Genomic DNA, 17,728 nt, shown 5'->3' on the forward strand with positions numbered 1-17,728 from the left:
CTTCGTGTATCGAGATTTTCCCGGGGACGGTTCCCGTCCTCAGGCCAGGGGCTCGCGGGCCAGCTGGGCGTAACGCGCGCTCAGCGCGTCCTCCCCCGGGTCGGCCATTCCGGTGCCCAGGGCCGAGGCCAGCATCCGCAGGTGCGTCTCCCACACCGGGCCGAACTCGGGGGTGGCGGCGCGGGCGGCCGATTCGGTTTCGAAAGTCTGGGCCAGGGAGACCCGGGTGGCGGTGCCGTCCGCCGTGGGTGCCAGAGACAGGCCGACTCGGCCGAGGCCGGCCAGATCGAGTAGTACGTGAACGCCCGCCACACAGCTGAGCACCTGAGCGGCCAGGGTTTCGGCGGGGCCGAAGACGAAGGCGATCCGCTCCGGATCGTCACCGCCGGTACCACCGGTGGCGTCCCCGGTGCGCTGCCAGACCGCGAACCACTCCCCGCAGCGCACGGGGTCCGTGGCCAGCAGCCAAACATGGGCCGGATCGGCCGCGACGTCGACGCGCAGGAGCAGATCGACTCCGTCCTCCCAGGACGACAGTTCGGCGGCGATGTTCACGGTCGTGGGCGCCGGCGGGTCGCCGAGATAGCCGGAGGAGGAGATCATAGCCTTCAATCTATCAGCAGCGCGCGCATCACAAGCGCGTCCGCGTCATGGTAGTAGCCCGGCCGCCGGCCCAGCTCGGCGAAGCCCAGGGAGCGGTAGAGGCCCAGCGCCGGGGAGTTGTCATCGCGCACGTCGAGGTAGACGGCCTCGGCCCCATTCGAACGGGCCAGGTCGATCAGCCCGGTCAACAGCGTGCGCGCAATCCCCCGACCGCGAGCGCTCGGGGCGGTGGCGATGGTGAGAACCTCGGCCTCCCCGCCGGCCACGCTCAGCCCGGCGTAGCCCAGCAGCTCATCGGTACCGGCATCGCGCACCACCCGGAAGTGGTTCCCCGGTCCGGCCAGCTGGGCCAAGAAGAACTCGGTGGTCCAGGTGTCAGGCCCGAAGGCGAGCCGGTCCAGGGCCACGACCTCGTCGACGTCGAACCACCGCATCCGGCGGATGATGGGATCAGGCGTGCAGGGGCTTGGCATCCGGTTCCCGCAGGTACAGGGGAGTCACCGGCAGCAGGTCACGGCCGGCGGCCCGGGCGCGAAGTGCCGCGCGCGCCACATCGGCGGCCAACGGTTCGGCGCACTGCGGGAAGTCCGAGGCTCCCAGCAACTCCGTGTAGAGATCGAAGCCGATACCGGCGTGCAGCACCCCTGCACGCGGGTGGACGGCCGCCAGGTCGGCGGGCTTGGAGACGTCTGGGCCGGAGACCACCACGGGCAGGCCGGCCTCGTCCAGCCCCCGGTACAGGGTCCAGTAGACCTCTTTGCGGCGCGCATCGGTGGCCACCAACAGGGTCCGCCCCGCGGCCTGCGGACGCCCGTAGACGCGCAGCGCCAGACCGTCGTGGCTGGGCCAGCCGGCGATCGGCACGTCACGGCCGACGGCAGCGCCCAGTCCCATGGCGATCCCGGCGCGCAATCCGGTGAAGGGCGCGGGTCCCACGCCCACGATCACCTGATCGATGGAGGGCGCGGCGGCCAGGAGTTCCTGCAGCGCCGGGCCCAGGTGTTCCGCGTGCTTGCGGGCATGGGTCTCGCTCCACTGGGCCACGACGGTTTCGCCGTCGAGGATCGCGGCCGAGGCCGCCCCCGATGAGTCAAGGGCCAGGGTGATCATTTTTCGTCTTCCTTCGTTTCCTTCTGCACGTGCGGTTCGCGCGCGCCCGCATCCTGTGGCGGGGACGCCAGCAGGGTCAGTCGGTGGGCCCACGGGGCACCGCGGCCGGTGAGGACCACCGTTCTGCGTTCGGATTCCGGATCCTCGTCGGGGCGGTCCAGCACGATCTCCAGGCGCTCGTCATCGAGCTGTTCGGCCATCCCCGCGCCCCATTCGACGATGGTGATGGATTCTTCGAGTTCGGAGTCCAGGTCCAGATCGGCCAGCTCCGTCTGTCCGTCCAGCCGGTAGGCGTCAACGTGGACGAGGTTGGGTCCGGTACCGCGGGACTTGTGTTCACGGGCGATGACGAAGGTGGGCGAGGATATCCGCCCTTTGACGTTCAGCCGCGATCCCAGCGCCTGGGTGAACGTCGTCTTGCCCGCGCCCAGATTGCCGGTCAGGATGATGAGGTCGCCTGCGCGCAGGAGTGGGGCCAGGCGCGCCGCGAAGTCCTCCAGCGCCTCGAGGTCGGCGATCTCGAGTGTCACGGTCAGCTGATCGGTCATGCGCCCTCCCCGGATTCCCCTGCCACGCGGGCCACGCGCCCGGAGATGCAGGTGACGAACTCGTAGTTGATCGTCTCCGCCCAGCCGGCCCAGTCGTCGGCGGTTGGGGCACCGGCATCGGGGCCGAACAGCACGGCCTCGTCCCCGGGGGCGACGCCGTGGTCCGCCGGCCCCAGGTCCACGATGAACTGGTCCATCGCGATCCGGCCCACCTGCGGGTAGCGGCGGCCGCCGATGAGCACTTCCGCCCGGCCCGAGACCGTGCGCGGGATGCCGTCGGCATAGCCGCCGGCCACCAGGGCGAAGCGGGTGTCCTGCGGTGCCCTGTACATGTATCCGTACGAGGCCCCGTGACCGGCGGCTACCTCCTTGACCGTCAGGACCCGTGAGCGCAAGCTCATGGCAGGGCGCAGGCCCAGATCCGCCGGGGTCTCCTCGGGGAACGGGCTGAGCCCGTAGATGCCCAGGCCCACCCGGGCCATGGTGCCGGGGAACGGATCCAGCGCCAGCGCGCCAGGGGTGTTCGCAGCGTGGATGTCGAGCTCGTCTGCGGCTCCCAGCCCCGGATGGGCCTCGAGCAGGGAGCGGATCCGGCCGATGAAGGCCTCGAAGACCTCGAGCTGCTCGGCCGTGGCGGGGTCGCCGGGTTCGTCCGCCTTCGCCAGGTGGGTCATGATCCCCACGATCCGCAGGGGCGCGCCGGTCACGTCCGCGCCGGCAGCCGGGGTGCCGGCCGCGGGGGCGGCGTCGAGCGCGCTCAGGGCGGGGAGGAAAGCGGCCAGCTGTTCGGGGGTGAAGCCGTTGCGTCCCAGGCCGGTGTCGCATTTCAGGTGGACCCGCGGGACGACCCCCGCGGTCCGGCCGGCCGCGATGATGGGGTCCAGGGCCCAGGCCCCGGGCAGGGCCAGTTCGATCCCGGCGGCCACGGCCTCGGCCAGGTCGGTGCCGACGTCGTAGAGCCAGGCCAGGATGCGGGCCTCGGCGGCTCCGGGGGTGCCGGCCGCGGCGAGTTCGCCCAGCAGATCGGCCAGCTGCAGGGCCTCGGGCACGGTGGCCACGCCGAAGTCGCGCACTCCCCCGGCCAGCGCCGCCGGCACCACATGGGCGATACCGTGGCCGTAGGCGTCGGCCTTGACCACTGCCATGAGTGTGGCAGGGGCGATCTGGGCGGCCAGCACGCGCACATTGTGGGTGATCGCCGATTGGTCGATCCGGGCTGTGCAGACGGTGGTGGCGTATTCGGTGACGGGTTTCATCGTGTCCTCGATAGATGGGAGGGGATGGTGGGTGCCGGCCGCATCGGATTCGGTGGCAGGCATGTGGCGATGCGCTCGATGAAGGCCCGTGCATGGGTGGGCGTGGGCCCGGCCGCGGGCCGCGTGCCTATCCGGTTGTGCAGCAGCACGCCAGCGGCGGCCAGCAGGGCCGAGGTCTGGTTCCCACGGTGGGCGCCGGTGGCCAGCAGGGCGCCGAGGATGCCGGCGAGCACATCGCCCGAGCCGGCAGTCGCCAGGTTCGCGGGTCCCGGGGTCGGAGCGTAGACGGCGCCGGCCGGGGTTGCGATGAGGGTCTGGTGGCCCTTGAGCAGGACGACGGCTCCCACGGCCGCGGCGATCCCCCGGAGCGCGGCGAGGCGCTGCTCGGGGTCGTCCAGGTCCGGTCCGGTGGGCGCGTGGTCGGTGCCCGGGCCCTCGGCTCCGCCCGGTGCCGAACTCCGATCCTGGTCTGCGGCCGCTTCCGGGACGGGGGACGGCTCCAGCAGGCCGGCGCGGGCCAGTCCCGTGTACAGGGTGCGGAACTCCCCCACATGCGGGGTCAGAATGGATCCGGCGGGCAGGGCCGCTCCGGCGCCCAGCAGTGCAGGAACCTGGAGCAGGGCACCGGCGTCGAGCACGAGAGGAGCATTGGCCTCGATGGCGGTGGACAGAAGTTGGGCGACCTGCACCTCGTCCGGGGCGCCGGGGCCGGTCAAAAAGGCCCGACAGCGGCCGGGGGCGTCCAGCTCACCCGGCACGGCCTCGGGCACCGTGTCGATGATGGCACGGCGCAGCTTCTTCGCACCGAACACCCGCACCATTCCCAGGCCGCATGCCACGGCTGCGCCGGTGGCCAGCCGTCCCGCGCCCGGGTATTCGGGGGAACCTGCCAGCACACCCAACACCCCGCGCGAATACTTGTGGTCAGCGGGTCCCGGATAGGGCAGGAGTCCGGCCAGGTCCGCATCCTTGACTTCGGCGATGGTCCGGGACTCGGGCACCCGGCTCAAGTCCAGTCCGATGTCGATGACCTCCGTGGGCAGGCCGGCCAGCACCAGGCCGGCTTTCTGCGCGCCGAAGGTCACGGTCAGATCGGCCGGCACGTGGACCGTTGCCCGGCGACCGGTGGACGCGTCCACGCCGGTGGGCACGTCCACGGCAACGATCAGGGGCAGGGGCCCGCAGCGGTGCGCCGGATCGTCCCACGTCTTTAGCCAGGCGGTGATGAGGTCTGCGATGGGGCCGGTCGGCTCCCCGGTGGCCCCGGTGCCCAGGATTCCGTCGATGACCAGATCCGCACAGGCCAGCGGGCCACGGGCCAGGGCTTCCCAGGGCGCGGTTGCCGACTCCGTGGAATCGGCATCGGTGAGGGCCGCGGTGGACGCCCGGTCCCCGGTCAGAGCGGGGGTCTCCGGTGCGGAGTAGAGCAGGGCACCGGCCGAGCGTGCCGCGGCCAGACCCGCGGGGTGGACGGTACCGAGCACCGGCACGATCGTCACCTGGGCCCCGCGCGCGGCCAGATTCGCAGCGACGTACAGGGCGTCTCCACCGTTGTTACCCTTGCCGGCCAGGACGACCACGCGGGCGCCGGTGACCGCCCCGCGGTGGGCGATGAGCAGTCTGCGGCAGGCACTGGCCAGTCCCGCTGCGGCCCGACGCATCAGGGCCCCACCCAGCCCGGCGTCCAACAGGGGACGTTCCGCGGCGCGCACCTGGGTCGCGGTGTAGGCAATCTGCATACTTCCCAGGGTAGTACGTGCCGCGCGCCACAGCAGGGTTGGCCGTGTCCCGGTCCCGGCACGCCGCAGCGTCTTCCAGTGTCGACACAGTCAGGACCGTGCGGACACAAGCCGGGTTCGGTGGTGTCGCAAAAGTAGGAAGGTGTCATAAAAGGGTGATTCGCACTCCGATTCACCAGAACTTTGTGACACCTTCCTACGTTTGCGCCTGTGGACTGATCTGCGACCACGGCTTCGGGGGCTGGGGATACTCAGGCCGTTTTCCACAACCCGGCCTACATGCCTTGGAGCGCAGTTGCGATTCGACCATGCTGACCAGATGACCGAATCCCAGGAAGAACTCCGAAGGAAGTTCCCACCGCGCTACTGGGCGCCGGGCGTGCGCCGCTTCAATGCGCCCTTCCTCATCACAACGGAGCAGGCCCGAGACTTCGGCGTCACTTCGCACCAAATGAAAACTCGGCAGGCCGCACCCGTGCTCCACGGCGTCCGGTCGGTTCCGGGACGTTTCGAAGAACTCCAGGTGCCCGACTGGGCCGATGCCCGATGGGAGGAACTGCATACCAGGGCCCGGGCCTTCCAGCTCCTTCATCCGCGGTCCGTTGCAGGTGGATTGTCCGCGGCGTTCCTCTACGGCTATCCGCTCCCCCTGAGCGCAGATCTGGACAACCTGCACGTCACCGTACCGGGTAGTGCCGAACGCCACCGGATCACCGGGGTGACCAGTTCCCGGTCCAAGCTGTTTTGGCCGGTCGAACGTTATGGCATTCGACTCAATGCGGGTCCGTACATGTTGATGGAACTGGTCGACGAACTCGCAGAAGACGAGCTGATAACGGTCATCGAAGCCGTGGTCGGGGGCTGGCGGGGCCCGCCAGAGCTATCCGTGGCCGATCTGCGCGAGCGCATCGTGTCCGCGCCACACGACCGTCGCACATCCCGGTTGCTCACGACCGTCGACCGTGCCAGAGACGGGGTCCGGTCGCCGAAGGAGACCGAATATAGATTGGCCTGCGTCGCAGCTGGGCTGCCCGAGCCCATACCCAACTTCCTGGTCAGGATCGCTTCGGGCAGAGTCCGCGAGGTAGACCTGGCATTCGAGGACTACCGGGTCGGTTTCGAGTACCACGGACGTGATCACTTCAACGATCGAGCTGCCCGCACCCTTGATGCGAACAGGGCGGACGATCTGCGAAACGTCGGATGGCACATGATCGACGGCTATGGCGGAACCCCTGTATCCGACTACCTCGCACGAATCGAACGTGCGCTGAGACAGCGGGGGTGGCCGGGCCCACCGCACCTCCCCGGTTCGGTGGTGTCGCAAAAGTAGGAAGGTGTCGTAAAAGGGTGGTTCGCACTCCGATTCACCAGAACTTTGTGACACCTTCCTACGTTTGCGCCACCGTCCTATCGCTAGACCAGCAGCCTGCGGCGGGCGAGCTCCGCCAGGAACAGCGCATGGTCGGCCAGTGCCGTATCCGTATGGCGGGCCCTGGGCGAATGATTCGCCTGCCAGTCCTGCGGGTCCACATCCGCCAAAGCCGCCCCGAAATGGCCATAGGATCCGGGGACGGCCTGCAGCACACGGGAGAAGTCCTCGCTGGCGGTGCGCGGATGCTCCATCGTGTGCACCCGCTGCGCCCCGAACAGCTCCCCTGCGCACTCCAGGTAGAAGTCGGCCTCCGCATCGTCATTGATGGTCGCGGGCACCACGGTTGCGAAGTCGACCTCGGCGCGCAGTCCATGTGCCGCGGCCGCCCCTTCGATCAGCCGGGGCAGTTCCCGTGCACAGTATTCGGTCGTCTCCTGGGAGAAGGTCCGCACCCCGGCGATGAAGGTCGCCTCGTCGGGGATGATGTTCGGCGCGGTCCCGGCGTTGAACTGACCGACGGTCAGCACGATCGGGTCGAAGGGGTCGATCCGGCGGGTCACCCAGACCTGCAGCTGCCCGATGATGTCGGCGGCCGCCTGGATCGGGTCGAGCGCGGCATAGGGCCGGGCGGCATGTCCTCCGCGCCCATGCACCGTGACGTTCAACCGGTTGAAGGCCGCCATATACGACCCGCGGCGCGAATACACGTTCCCGGCCGGCTGATCGGCGGACACATGCACTCCGTAGGCCGCGATGACGGGGACCCCCACCACGTCCAGCAGGCCCTCGGCCAGCATCCTGCCCGCTCCGTCCTGGCCCTCCTCGCCCGGCTGGAACATGAACAGGACGTCGCCGGCCAATTCCCCGCGGATCGCGTGGAGCAGATGGACCGCGCCCACCAGCCCGGTGGTGTGCAGATCGTGGCCGCAGGCGTGCATTGCCCCGTTGGTCGAGGCGAAGTCGAAACCGGTCGCCTCCGTCACCGGCAGGGCGTCCATATCGGCGCGCAACAGCACGGCCCGAGGGTGTTCCGGATCCCGCCGGCCGCCGCGCAGCACGATCGCCAGCGAGTTCAGCCCGGTGCCGCGGGTGATCTCCAGTCCGTCGAGGCCGGCCAGCGCGTCGAGCACCGTCTGCTGAGTCCGCGGCAGCTCCAGGCCGATCTCCGGATGGCCGTGGATGTCGCGGCGCAACTCCACCAGCCGGGGCTGTAGTTCGGTTGCGCGGGCGCGCTGTTCGGCACATGTGTCAGACGTCATGTTCACGACTCTAGTGCAGCCGGTGCCCGCACCGCCGACCGGCTCCCGACCAACATCCCGTTGTGCGGTCCCCGGGTCAGTCGGTCTTCCCGCGAGCGACGTCACGAGCGGCCCGGAGCTCGGCCTTGGCGGCCCGCGCCCCGGCGCGGAATTCGGCCAGCCGGGCCAGGGCCTCGGGCGAACCGGGGAGCAGTGGCTCCGGCTGGTCGACCGGCGGATGGCCGGCCAACAGCTGGGAGTCGCCGGTGCCCTCGGCCACGACGAAGGTCATGGTGCGATCCGCATCGTGGGTGATCGACAGGTGCAGGCGCTGCCCGCCCATCGTCCGGAAGTGCTCGAGGACCCAGCCGGTAAGCCGGAAACTGGGCGCGCCGGAAAAGGCGGAGACGACCTCGGCCTCGTGCCACGGGATGATCTGCGGCAACCGCAGCGCCTTGACCAGGGCCTCCTTGGCGGAGAACCGTGCGGCCAGGGACTCCGCGGTGCGCAGCTTCCCGTTCTTCTTCAACTGCTCGGCCGGCGTCAGCAGCCTGTCGAGCAGTTCGGGCACCCGCTCGATGTGCTCGGCGAACCGGGGCACATCGGCGATGTCGACGCCCACTCCGATGATCGGCATTATTCGACGGTGACCGACTTGGCCAGGTTGCGGGGCTGGTCGACGTCCAGGCCCTTGGCCGTGGCCAGTTCCATCGCGAAGATCTGCAGGGGCACGGTGGTCAGCAGCGGGGCCAGCAGGGTCGCCGTGGCCGGCACGTAGATGACCTCGGAGGCGAACTGCTCCACATCCGTGTCGCCCTCCTCCGCAATGACGATCGCGTTCGCCCCGCGGGCGCGCACCTCCTGAATATTGGAGATGACCTTGTCGTGCAGGTTGTCCCGGCCGGAGCGGTTGGGCACGATGATGAAGACCAGCTGGCCCTCGTCGATCAGGGCGATCGGACCGTGTTTGAGTTCGCCGGCGGCGAAGCCCTCCGCGTGGATATAGGCCAGTTCCTTCAGTTTCAGCGCGCCCTCGAGGGCGACGGGGAAGCCCACGTGCCGACCCAGGTAGAGCACCGATTCGGTGTCCTTGAGGCGGCGCGCCAGATCCAACACCTGGTCCTTGTGGTCGTCGAGCAACGACTGGATCTTCGCGGGGATCTTCTGCAGTTCGCCCAGGATCAGCCCGATCTCGTCGCGGTACTTGTTCCCGCGCAGCTGCGCTAAGTACAGGCCCAGCAGGTAGCAGGCGACGATCTGGGACAGGAACGCCTTGGTGGACGCCACCGCGATCTCCGGGCCAGCGTGGGTGTAGAGGGCGGCATCGGATTCACGCGGAATGGTCGACCCGAAGGTGTTGCAGATGGCGATGACCTTGGCGCCCTGCTGGCGGGCGTGGCGCACGGCCATGATCGTGTCCATGGTCTCGCCGGACTGGCTGATCGCCACGACCAGGGTCTTCTCGTTGACCACGGGATCGCGGTAGCGGAATTCGTGGGCCAGTTCGACCTCGGTGGGGATACGGCACCAGTGTTCGATCGCGTAGCGGGCGACCTGGCCGGCGTAGGCCGCGGTACCGCAGGCGATGACGACGATCTTGTCGATCGATTTCAGGATCGACTCGTCGATGCGCATTTCGTCCAGGGTCAGCCGGCCCTCGGTGTCCATCCGGCCCAGCAGGGTGTCCGCGACGGCCTGCGGCTGATCGTGGATCTCCTTGTCCATGAACGAGGCGAAGCCACCCTTCTCCGCGGTCGCCGGATCCCAGTCGATCTCGAAGGACTCGCCCTCGACCGGCGCGCCGGATTGGTCGATGATCGCAACGCTATCGGGGGTGATCGTGACGACCTCGTCCTGACCGATCTCCACCGCCGAACGGGTGTAGTCGATGAACGCGGCGACATCGGAGCCCAGGAAGTTCTCGCCCTCGCCCAGGCCGATGACCAGCGGGGAGTTGCGACGCGCGGCGACCACGGTGCCGGGCAGGTCCGCGTGGACTGCCAGCAGCGTGAAGGCGCCTTCGAGCTGCGTGGTGGTGATGCGCATGGCCTCGGTCAGGTCACCGGTGGCACGGTAGTTCTTGGCCAGCTGGTGGGCGGCGACCTCGGTGTCGGTCTCCGAGGTGAACTCGACACCCTCTGCGAGCAGACGCTCCTTCAGGCTGGCGAAGTTCTCGATGATGCCATTGTGGATGACCGCGAGCTTGCCGCCATCGGCCAGGTGGGGATGGGCGTTGACGTCGGTGGGCCCACCATGGGTGGCCCAACGGGTGTGACCGATTCCGGTCTGGCTGGCGGTGACCGGCTGTGCTTCGAGCAGTTCGGCCAGATTGCTCAGCTTGCCGGCCTTCTTCCGGCTCTCCAGGGCCCCGTCTTCGGTGACCACGGCGATACCGGCGGAGTCGTAGCCCCGGTACTCCAATCGTTTGAGACCGCCCATCAGGACGTCGACGGCGGTGTGCTGGGCATTCGCCAAGGGCACACCGGACACATAACCAACAATTCCACACATGGGTCCAATGGTATCGGTAGTGGCGGACCTCCGCGGCCGAACCCGCGCCCCACCCTGTGTGAACAGCGCGGATGATGGAATAATCGATTGCGGAAAGTGTGTGCGCCACCACCGGGCGGCGCCTCGACCCGAGCGTGCCGAACGCGGCACAGACAGGATCATCATGACCATTCCGAACGTAGAACTCAACGACGGCAATGTGATCCCCCAGCTGGGATTCGGCGTCTGGCAGGTGTCCGACGAAGAAGTCGTGCCCGCCGTGGCCAAGGCCCTCGAGGTCGGCTACCGCCATATCGACACTGCCGCGATCTACCGCAATGAGAAGGGCGTGGGGCAGGCCATCGCGGACTCCGGCATCGCGCGCGAGGACCTGTGGGTGACCACCAAGTTGTGGAACGACCGCCACACCGACGCCCGCGCCGCGCTGGAGGAGAGCCTGGAGAAGCTGGGCCTGGACTATGTCGACCTGTACCTCATCCACTGGCCGGTGCCCGGGCAGGACAAGCGCCTGGAGGCCTGGGAGGCGATGGAGCAGGCCAAGGCGGACGGCCTGGTGAAGTCGATCGGCGTGTCGAACTTCCTGCCGCACTTTGTCCGCGAGGTCCTCGACGCCGGTTCCACCGTGCCCGCGGTCAACCAGGTCGAACTGCACCCGACTTTCCAGCAGCGCGATGTGCAGTCGATCGACGCGAATCACAGGATCGTCACCGAAGCGTATTCGCCCCTGGGCACCGGTGCCGACCTGAGCAACGGCACGATCGGCGAGATCGCCGCGCGCCACGGCAAGACCCCCGCCCAGGTCATCATCCGCTGGCACCTGCAGGCCGGCCGGATCGTCATTCCGAAGTCGGTCACGCCCGAACGCATCGCCCAGAACTTCGACGTCACGGACTTCGCACTGTCCGCCACGGATCTCGAAGCGATCGACGCACTGGACTCCGGCAACCGCGTCAACGCGAACCCGGACGAGTTCGGTCCGCAGTAAACAGCTGCGACCCGCAGCATCCCGCACGGCCGAGGCCGCACCCGGGTGACACGATTCGTCACCGGAGTGCGGCCTCGGCGTTCGATGCGGTGTGCGCGATGGCACATGAGCCGTGGCAGAATTGTCTTCCGTGACTGATGACGCTCATGATTTCGGACTCGAACCCGCCCGCCGGCTGGCAGGCCTGCTGCCCAAGCGCAGGGCGACCGCCACCCATACGCTGAGCCCCTTCTGGCAGTTCGATCGCGAATCGTGGGCCGAGCTGGCCCAGGCCATCTCCCAGCCGCTGACCGACACGGACGTCGAACGGCTGCGCGGCCTCGGCGACCGGATCGACATGGCCGAGGTCGCGCAGATCTACCGGCCCCTGTCGCGCCTGCTGAGCATGCACGTGGCCGCCCGCGCGCACGAGCACCAGATGACCCGCGACTTCTTCTCCCCCTTGACCAAGACGGGGAAGAACCCGGTACCCGAGCGCACCCCCTACGTCATCGGGGTGGCGGGCTCCGTGGCAGTGGGGAAATCGACCACCGCGCGCGTGCTGCGCGAGATGATGGCGCGCTGGGAGAACACCCCGCGGGTCGAACTCATCACCACCGACGGCTTCCTGTTCCCCAACGGGGAACTCGAGCGCCGGGGGCTGGCCGACCGCAAGGGGTTCCCCGAATCCTACGATCGGCGGGCGCTGCTGCGCTTCCTCCAGGAGGTCAAGTCCGGCGCCCCCGAGGTCCGCGCGCCGATCTACTCGCACCACACCTACGACATCGTGCCCGGTGCGCAGGTCACGGTGCGCCGGCCCGATGTGCTCATCGTCGAGGGCCTCAACGTGCTCCAGCCGCCCACGCCCGGCTATGACGGGAAGCTGGGCCTGTCGGTCAGCGACTACTTCGACTTCTCCATCTACGTCCACGCCAAGACCCAGTACATCCGGCAGTGGTACATCGAGCGCTTCATGCATCTGAAGGAGGGCGCGTTCACCAAACCGGATTCCTACTTCCACCGGTTCTCCGCCCTGGATGCCGCCGAGGCGACAGCGTTGGCCGGAGAGATCTGGGATTCGATCAACGCGCCGAACCTGCGGGAGAACGTCCTGCCCAGCCGGGGTCGGGCGGATCTGATCCTGCACAAGGGAATAGATCATTCGGTCAAACGCGTTCAGTTGAGGAAACTGTAAAGGCACTCGATAAGACAATCGAATAACGGGAGGCCCATGTCCACGCCTTCACCACAGATGATCCTGCGCCGCACCGTGAAAGCGGAGGACTTGCGCGGGACCCAGGTCACCTTCAATCGCGCGACGCTGGCCCGGATCTGGGGCTTCGTCGCAGGCCAGAAACGGCCGTTCGTCCTCTTCATCCTCGTCTCGATCGCAGCCGCGGGGATCGGCGTTATCACGCCGGTGCTGGCCGGCGACATCGTCAATGCGATCAACGCCCGCGGCCCGCTTCGCACGGTCGTGTGGCTGTCCATCATCATCGGCGTGATCGCCCTGGTCGACGCCGGCCTGTCCCTGGCCAGCCGGTACTTCTCGTCCCGCGTGGGCGAAGGACTCATCTACTCCCTGCGCACCGCCGTGTTCGACCATGTGCTCAGCCTGCCGGTGGCGTTCTTCTCCCGGACCCGCACCGGCGCCCTGGTCTCACGCCTGTCCACCGACGTCATCGGCGCCCAGCGCGCCTTCTCATCGACCCTGTCATCGGTCGTCTCGAACCTGGTGACACTGCTGTTGACCCTGGCCGTCATGTTCTCCATCTCGTGGACGATCACCCTGGCCTCGCTGGTGCTGCTGCCCGTCTTCCTCATCCCCGCCCGCTTCGTCGCGCGCCGTTTGGGCGCCCTGCAGACGCGGGCGGCGAACCTCAACGCGGACATGTCGACCCGGATGACCGAACGCTTCTCCGCCGGCGGCGCCACGCTGATCAAGTTGTTCGGCAGGCCCACCGCGGAGTCCGAGGAGTTCTCCCTGCGGGCCGGCCGGGTGCGCGACATCGGCGTGCGCACGGCAGTGCTGCAGGGGACCTTCGTCGCAGCCCTCACCCTGGTGTCGGCCCTCGCGGTGGCCGTGGTCTACGGGATCGGCGGTTGGCAGGCCGTCGTCGGCAATCTCAGTGCCGGCGCCGTGGTCACCCTGGCGATGCTGCTGACCAAGCTCTACACGCCGCTGACGATGCTGGCCAACGCCCACCTGGATGTGGTCGCGGCACTGGTCAGCTTCAACCGCGTGTTCGAGGTCCTCGACCTCAAGCCGCTGATCTGCGAAGCGGAGAATCCGCGGGAGCTGCCCGCCGGGCCCAAGGGACTGCGGTTTACGCACGTGGACTTCACCTATCCGACCGCCGCACAGACTTCCCTTCCGTCCTTGGAAGAGGGCGAGGGCCGGGTCGCCCAGCACGAGGGTGGTCAGGTGCTCCACGATATCGACTTCGAGGTCCCCGCCGGTGGGACCGTGGCCCTGGTCGGCTCGTCCGGTGCGGGCAAGTCGACGATCGCCTCGCTCATCCCCCGTCTCTACGACGTGGATTCCGGGCGGGTGTCGATCGGCGGGGTCGATGTGCGGGAACTGAGTTTCCGCACACTCAAGGACGCCGTCGGCATGGTCACGCAGGATGGTCACCTGTTCCACGACACGATCCGCGGGAACCTGCTGCTGGCCCGGCCCGATGCCGGCGATGAGGACCTGGCCGATGCGCTGGAGCGCGCACAGCTGTCCCGCCTGGTGGCGGCCCTGCCCGACGGAGTGGACACGATGATCGGCGAGCGCGGCTACCGCCTGTCCGGCGGCGAGCGCCAGCGCCTGACGATCGCCCGGCTGCTCCTGGCCGAACCCGAGGTCATCGTCATGGACGAGGCCACCTCGGCCTTGGACAACACCTCCGAGGCCGCGGTGCAGGCGGCACTGGACGAGGCGATGGCCGGCCGGACCTCGGTCGTCATCGCCCACCGGCTGTCGACCGTGGTGGGGGCGGACCTGATCCTGGTGGTCGAGGATGGCCGGATCCTCGAACGCGGGGACCACTCCTCCCTGATGGCCACCGACGGACGTTACGCCGAGCTCTACCGCACCCAGTTCGCCCACCTGCCGAGCTGAGACCGGGGTTTGAGAGTGGCCCGGGCCCGTCCCCGGGCCCTCAGCGCACGGTGGTGCGGGAGACCGCGACGAAGGCCAGGGCCGCGGGCACGCAGATTAACAGCAGGCACAGCCCGATCGTCATTGCGGAGTTCAGCCAGAAGGACACCAGCACGTAGACGATGATCGGGGCGGTCAGCGCCAGGAAGGCAGCGGTCAGCCAGCGCCAGGCGCCCACCGATCCCCCGGCGGTCCGACCCTGCCCGTTCACCCCAGTACCCGGAAAGTGGATCCGGCCCCGGGTGAAGCCGACGACGTAGTTGATCACGGTGGCCAGCGCCCCCAGGACCAGCATGGACCAGGCCAGGGATGCCATATTCTGCCAGAACACCGGCAGGCCGCCGGCAGCGCGCAGGCACAGCAGGACGATCCACCAGATGATCGTGACACCGGCGGTCAGACCGCCGGAGGTCAGTCCGGAGCGCAGCGCCAGTTCGGTTCCGGCGTTGCTCTTGCCGGACCCGGCGGAGCCCCGGCCGGCGCTGCTCTTGCCGGCGTTCACACTGCTCCCATGTTCACTGCACCCTCACATCTCCGCGCCCGCGCGATCACAGTGCCAGGAGGCGTTCGACGTGACCTGCCAGGCGTTCGGCCTGGGCGCGGGCGACCTCGGCGGTCTTCGCCTCGACCATCACGCGGATGACCGGTTCGGTGCCGGAGGCACGCAGCAGCACGCGACCGGTGTCGCCGAGTTCGGCCTCGACCGCGGCGATCTCCACGGCCAGTTCCGCATCATCGGTGCGGGCCTTGTCGACCCCGCGCACATTGATCAGCGTCTGCGGCAGCTTGGGGATCTGCGCTGCCAGATCCGCCAGGGTCCGCTTCGAGGTCGCCACGCGGTGCAGCAGGTGCAGCGCGGTCTGCACGCCGTCACCGGTGGTGCCGTGGTCGAGCATGAGCACGTGGCCGGACTGTTCACCGCCCAGGTTGTAGCCCGAGGCCAGCATCTCCTCGAGCACATAGCGGTCGCCCACCGCGGTCTGCACGGTCTTGATGCCGTGCTTCTCCATTGCCAGGCGCAGGCCCAGATTGCTCATCACCGTGGTCACCAGGGTGTCCTGGGCGAGCTTGCCCTCTTCGTGCAGGGCCAGGGCCAGGATGCCCATGACCTGGTCACCGTTGACCTCGCGGCCCACGGCGTCGACGGCCAGGCAACGGTCCGCGTCGCCGTCGAAGGCCACGCCGGCGTCGGCCTGGTGTTCGACGACGGCCTGCTGCAGATGCTCGATGTGGGTCGATCCGACCCCGTCGTTGATGTTCTCGCCATTGGGCTCCGCGCCGATCACGACGACCTCGGCCCCGGCCTGGCGCAGTGCAGCGGGCCCCACCACGGACGATGCGCCGTTGGCGCAGTCGATGACGACCTTGAGTCCTGCCAGGGGCAGCTGGTCGGCTACGTCGCCAGCGCCGGGGATGACGCCCACGCCGGACACCAGGTGCTCGGTGAAGTTATCGCTGGCCGCAGGGTAGCGGGAGATCCGGCCCACCGCGGCGCCGGTGGGGCGGTCCCATTCGGCGTCGAGCAGTTCGAGGATCTGGTCCTCGACCGCATCGTCGAGTTTGGTTCCGCCGAAGGCGAAGAACTTGATGCCGTTGTCGGGCATCGGGTTGTGGCTGGCCGAGAGCACCACGCCGAAGGCCGCGCCGGTGGCCTTGACCGCTTGGGCCACACCGGGGGTCGGGATGACTCCGGCGTCGCGCACGTCGACCCCGGTCGAGGCGATGCCAGCGGCGATCGCCGAGGACAGGAAGTCGCCGCTGATCCGGGTATCGCGCCCGACGATCGCGAAGGGCTTCTTCTGACCCGCCGTGCGGTCCTCCGGCTTGCCCAGCACGCGGGCGCCGGCGACTCCCAGCTGCAGCGCCAGGCGCGCCGTCACGTCGCGGTTCGCCAGTCCCCGCACTCCATCGGTTCCGAATAGCCTGCCCATGTCCACTTCTCTCCACGCTGCTGCGGGACCGCTGCTTCGCACACGTACGGTCCCCTGCCAATCCGGAACAAGTTTATCCGTTCACAACCAGTGGAGTGCCCACCGCGTTCCCAGATTGAGGCAAGGGCACCGCGAGGTCGACGGTGAGTACCCCGGAATCCACTCGCGCGCACAGTTCGGCACCGCGTACGTCGGCGCGGGCGCGCAGGCTTTTGACCTCCGCTGCCCCGGCCGAGGCCGCACGCAGACTGTTGCGGGTGCGCAGTCCCAGCCGGCCGGCTCGGGTCTCGACGAACAGTGCGGGGACGGGTGCGGGACCTGCGTGTTTGAGGATGTTCGTGGCCAGTTCGATGATGAAGAAGTTCAGGTCCGCCGCCAGGTCGGGGGTGATCCGGGTCCGGCTCGAGTCCCGGTCGATGTCCGTATGGATTTCCAGCGGGCGGCCGGCGGCGTAGAAGGTCGCCTCGAGGTCGTCGATCGTCGTCTCGAGCACCTCGTGCAGGGGACGGTCGACGGCCACGGGGGTCGAGCCCAGGCCGGCCAACAGTTCGCGCAGCCGCTGTTGGGTACCGCGGTTGTGCAGTGTCAGCTGAGCCAGGCGTTCACGCTGTTGCGGATCCTCGGCCTCGGCGAGCAAAGAGGTGATCATGAAGTACTCGGCGGTCAGCCCGTGGGACACGGTGTCGTGGGCGTCGATGGCGAAGCGCTCCCGCTGTTTCTGCCGTTCGCGTTCGGCCACGACCGCCTCGGCTGCGGATTTCGCGATGAGGAACTGAATACGACCCTCGGCCATATGCGAGGCCAGACCCAGCCCGCCCAGGAGGATCACGTCCGCGCTCATATAGAGCACGCCCTGCCACGTCAGGTCCCCCGCAGGACCGACGGCGGTGACAAGTGCGAGTCCTGCGAAGGTGAACGCGCCCAGGACCGCGCTCCGGACCCGGCCGTAGGACATGAGCATGGCGATCGCAGCCGCCACCGGAATGTCATAGGAGACGACACTGGGTTCGAAGACCGCGGTGACCACCGTGGCCAGAGCAAGCAGCCCTACCAGAGAAACGCCGGGAGCGAAGCCGGCGAGGCAGACCAGCAGGCCAGCGGCGAAGTCCAGCGCCCCATGCAGTCCGCCGAGCAGTTCGGGAAGGGCCACCGCCGACAGGTACAGGCCGTAGCCGATCAGCAGGCTGCGCGCATAGGGATCGATGAAACGGCTGCCGCGCAGCATCGCGCGCATGTGCATGCGGGGACTCTCCTGTGATGGGAAGGGCACTGTTTGGAAAGGAGGGGCGCTGAAATGGGCGCTGA

16 protein-coding genes are annotated in these 17,728 nt (G+C 68.5%); 4 read left to right on the forward strand and 12 right to left on the reverse strand.

Annotation, left to right across the window (positions count from 1 at the left end; translation table 11 throughout):
• Positions 1-39: 39 nt before the first annotated feature.
• Genes NQ036_RS04070 through NQ036_RS04095 form a run of 6 tightly spaced genes read right to left on the reverse strand, consistent with a single transcriptional unit; the run spans position 40 to position 5,256 of the window.
• Positions 40-603 carry a hypothetical protein gene (locus NQ036_RS04070; protein WP_257046996.1) on the reverse strand — a complete coding sequence of 188 codons (564 nt, stop codon included), beginning with the start codon at positions 601-603 and terminating at the stop codon, positions 40-42.
• 5 nt (positions 604-608) lie between these two features.
• Positions 609-1,037: a ribosomal protein S18-alanine N-acetyltransferase gene (gene rimI, locus NQ036_RS04075; RefSeq protein WP_257057193.1), complete on the reverse strand. Its 429-nt coding sequence runs from the start codon at positions 1,035-1,037 to the stop codon at positions 609-611.
• A gap of 16 nt (positions 1,038-1,053) precedes the next feature.
• On the reverse strand, positions 1,054-1,713 hold the full coding sequence (gene tsaB, locus NQ036_RS04080; RefSeq protein WP_257057195.1) for a tRNA (adenosine(37)-N6)-threonylcarbamoyltransferase complex dimerization subunit type 1 TsaB: 660 nt from the start codon (positions 1,711-1,713) through the stop codon (positions 1,054-1,056).
• Positions 1,710-2,261: a tRNA (adenosine(37)-N6)-threonylcarbamoyltransferase complex ATPase subunit type 1 TsaE gene (gene tsaE, locus NQ036_RS04085; protein WP_257046993.1), complete on the reverse strand. Its 552-nt coding sequence runs from the start codon at positions 2,259-2,261 to the stop codon at positions 1,710-1,712. The genes tsaB and tsaE overlap by 4 nt, the downstream gene beginning before the upstream one ends.
• A complete protein-coding gene (gene alr / locus NQ036_RS04090; protein ID WP_257046992.1) occupies positions 2,258-3,517 on the reverse strand; it encodes an alanine racemase in 1,260 nt (419 codons plus the stop codon). Before alr ends, tsaE begins: the two co-directional genes overlap by 4 nt.
• Positions 3,514-5,256: a bifunctional ADP-dependent NAD(P)H-hydrate dehydratase/NAD(P)H-hydrate epimerase gene (locus NQ036_RS04095; RefSeq protein ID WP_257057197.1), complete on the reverse strand. Its 1,743-nt coding sequence runs from the start codon at positions 5,254-5,256 to the stop codon at positions 3,514-3,516. Before NQ036_RS04095 ends, alr begins: the two co-directional genes overlap by 4 nt.
• Before the next feature lie 319 nt (positions 5,257-5,575).
• Here NQ036_RS04095 and NQ036_RS04100 point away from each other — a divergent pair, with 319 nt between their 5' ends.
• Entirely contained in the window at positions 5,576-6,589 is a 1,014-nt protein-coding gene (locus tag NQ036_RS04100) for a hypothetical protein (RefSeq protein ID WP_257057198.1), read from the forward strand.
• An 83-nt stretch (positions 6,590-6,672) separates the two neighbouring features.
• Here NQ036_RS04100 and NQ036_RS04105 read toward each other — a convergent pair whose 3' ends face one another.
• From NQ036_RS04105 to glmS, 3 genes are all read right to left on the reverse strand, one after another.
• Positions 6,673-7,890, reverse strand: a complete 1,218-nt coding sequence (locus NQ036_RS04105; RefSeq protein ID WP_257057199.1) for a M20 family metallopeptidase — start codon at positions 7,888-7,890, stop codon at positions 6,673-6,675.
• Between the two features lie 76 nt (positions 7,891-7,966).
• Positions 7,967-8,506: a holo-ACP synthase gene (locus NQ036_RS04110; protein WP_257057201.1), complete on the reverse strand. Its 540-nt coding sequence runs from the start codon at positions 8,504-8,506 to the stop codon at positions 7,967-7,969.
• A complete protein-coding gene (glmS, locus tag NQ036_RS04115) occupies positions 8,506-10,380 on the reverse strand; it encodes a glutamine--fructose-6-phosphate transaminase (isomerizing) (protein ID WP_257057203.1) in 1,875 nt (624 codons plus the stop codon). Before glmS ends, NQ036_RS04110 begins: the two co-directional genes overlap by 1 nt.
• A gap of 163 nt (positions 10,381-10,543) precedes the next feature.
• On the opposite strand from glmS, the gene NQ036_RS04120 reads away from it, so the two are divergent.
• The 3 genes from NQ036_RS04120 (at position 10,544) to NQ036_RS04130 (ending at position 14,453) form a co-directional block, all read left to right on the forward strand.
• Positions 10,544-11,365: an aldo/keto reductase gene (locus NQ036_RS04120; RefSeq protein ID WP_257057204.1), complete on the forward strand. Its 822-nt coding sequence runs from the start codon at positions 10,544-10,546 to the stop codon at positions 11,363-11,365.
• Positions 11,366-11,540: 175 nt separating this feature from the next.
• On the forward strand, positions 11,541-12,539 hold the full coding sequence (gene coaA / locus NQ036_RS04125; protein WP_257047126.1) for a type I pantothenate kinase: 999 nt from the start codon (positions 11,541-11,543) through the stop codon (positions 12,537-12,539).
• A gap of 36 nt (positions 12,540-12,575) precedes the next feature.
• Positions 12,576-14,453, forward strand: coding sequence for an ABC transporter ATP-binding protein (locus NQ036_RS04130; protein ID WP_257046985.1), 1,878 nt, complete (start codon positions 12,576-12,578; stop codon positions 14,451-14,453).
• Between the two features lie 40 nt (positions 14,454-14,493).
• Here the strand turns inward: NQ036_RS04130 and NQ036_RS04135 are convergent, their stop codons facing one another.
• The 3 genes from NQ036_RS04135 to NQ036_RS04145 all read right to left on the reverse strand — a co-directional run bounded on the left by NQ036_RS04135 (position 14,494) and on the right by NQ036_RS04145 (position 17,663).
• Positions 14,494-14,994, reverse strand: a complete 501-nt coding sequence (locus tag NQ036_RS04135) for a hypothetical protein (RefSeq protein WP_257046984.1) — start codon at positions 14,992-14,994, stop codon at positions 14,494-14,496.
• A 46-nt stretch (positions 14,995-15,040) separates the two neighbouring features.
• A complete protein-coding gene (glmM, locus tag NQ036_RS04140; RefSeq protein ID WP_257046983.1) occupies positions 15,041-16,423 on the reverse strand; it encodes a phosphoglucosamine mutase in 1,383 nt (460 codons plus the stop codon).
• A 73-nt stretch (positions 16,424-16,496) separates the two neighbouring features.
• Positions 16,497-17,663 carry a histidine kinase gene (locus NQ036_RS04145; RefSeq protein WP_257046982.1) on the reverse strand — a complete coding sequence of 389 codons (1,167 nt, stop codon included), beginning with the start codon at positions 17,661-17,663 and terminating at the stop codon, positions 16,497-16,499.
• Between the last annotated feature and the right edge of the window lie 65 nt (positions 17,664-17,728).

Source organism: Brevibacterium sp. 91QC2O2 (assembly GCF_024580695.1).
GTDB lineage: Bacteria > Actinomycetota > Actinomycetes > Actinomycetales > Brevibacteriaceae > Brevibacterium > Brevibacterium moorei.

Excerpts from the sequence above, each read along its gene's own strand:
- NQ036_RS04070 (WP_257046996.1), bottom strand. The coding sequence starts at position 603 with ATGATCTCCTCCTCCGGCTATCTCGGCGACCCGCCGGCGCCCACGACC.
- rimI (WP_257057193.1), bottom strand. The coding sequence starts at position 1,037 with ATGCGGTGGTTCGACGTCGACGAGGTCGTGGCCCTGGACCGGCTCGCC.
- tsaB (WP_257057195.1), bottom strand. The coding sequence starts at position 1,713 with ATGATCACCCTGGCCCTTGACTCATCGGGGGCGGCCTCGGCCGCGATC.
- tsaE (WP_257046993.1), bottom strand. The coding sequence starts at position 2,261 with ATGACCGATCAGCTGACCGTGACACTCGAGATCGCCGACCTCGAGGCG.
- alr (WP_257046992.1), bottom strand. The coding sequence starts at position 3,517 with ATGAAACCCGTCACCGAATACGCCACCACCGTCTGCACAGCCCGGATC.
- NQ036_RS04095 (WP_257057197.1), bottom strand. The coding sequence starts at position 5,256 with ATGCAGATTGCCTACACCGCGACCCAGGTGCGCGCCGCGGAACGTCCC.
- NQ036_RS04100 (WP_257057198.1), top strand. The coding sequence starts at position 5,576 with ATGACCGAATCCCAGGAAGAACTCCGAAGGAAGTTCCCACCGCGCTAC.
- NQ036_RS04105 (WP_257057199.1), bottom strand. The coding sequence starts at position 7,890 with ATGACGTCTGACACATGTGCCGAACAGCGCGCCCGCGCAACCGAACTA.
- NQ036_RS04110 (WP_257057201.1), bottom strand. The coding sequence starts at position 8,506 with ATGCCGATCATCGGAGTGGGCGTCGACATCGCCGATGTGCCCCGGTTC.
- glmS (WP_257057203.1), bottom strand. The coding sequence starts at position 10,380 with ATGTGTGGAATTGTTGGTTATGTGTCCGGTGTGCCCTTGGCGAATGCC.
- NQ036_RS04120 (WP_257057204.1), top strand. The coding sequence starts at position 10,544 with ATGACCATTCCGAACGTAGAACTCAACGACGGCAATGTGATCCCCCAG.
- NQ036_RS04130 (WP_257046985.1), top strand. The coding sequence starts at position 12,576 with ATGTCCACGCCTTCACCACAGATGATCCTGCGCCGCACCGTGAAAGCG.
- glmM (WP_257046983.1), bottom strand. The coding sequence starts at position 16,423 with ATGGGCAGGCTATTCGGAACCGATGGAGTGCGGGGACTGGCGAACCGC.
- NQ036_RS04145 (WP_257046982.1), bottom strand. The coding sequence starts at position 17,663 with ATGCACATGCGCGCGATGCTGCGCGGCAGCCGTTTCATCGATCCCTAT.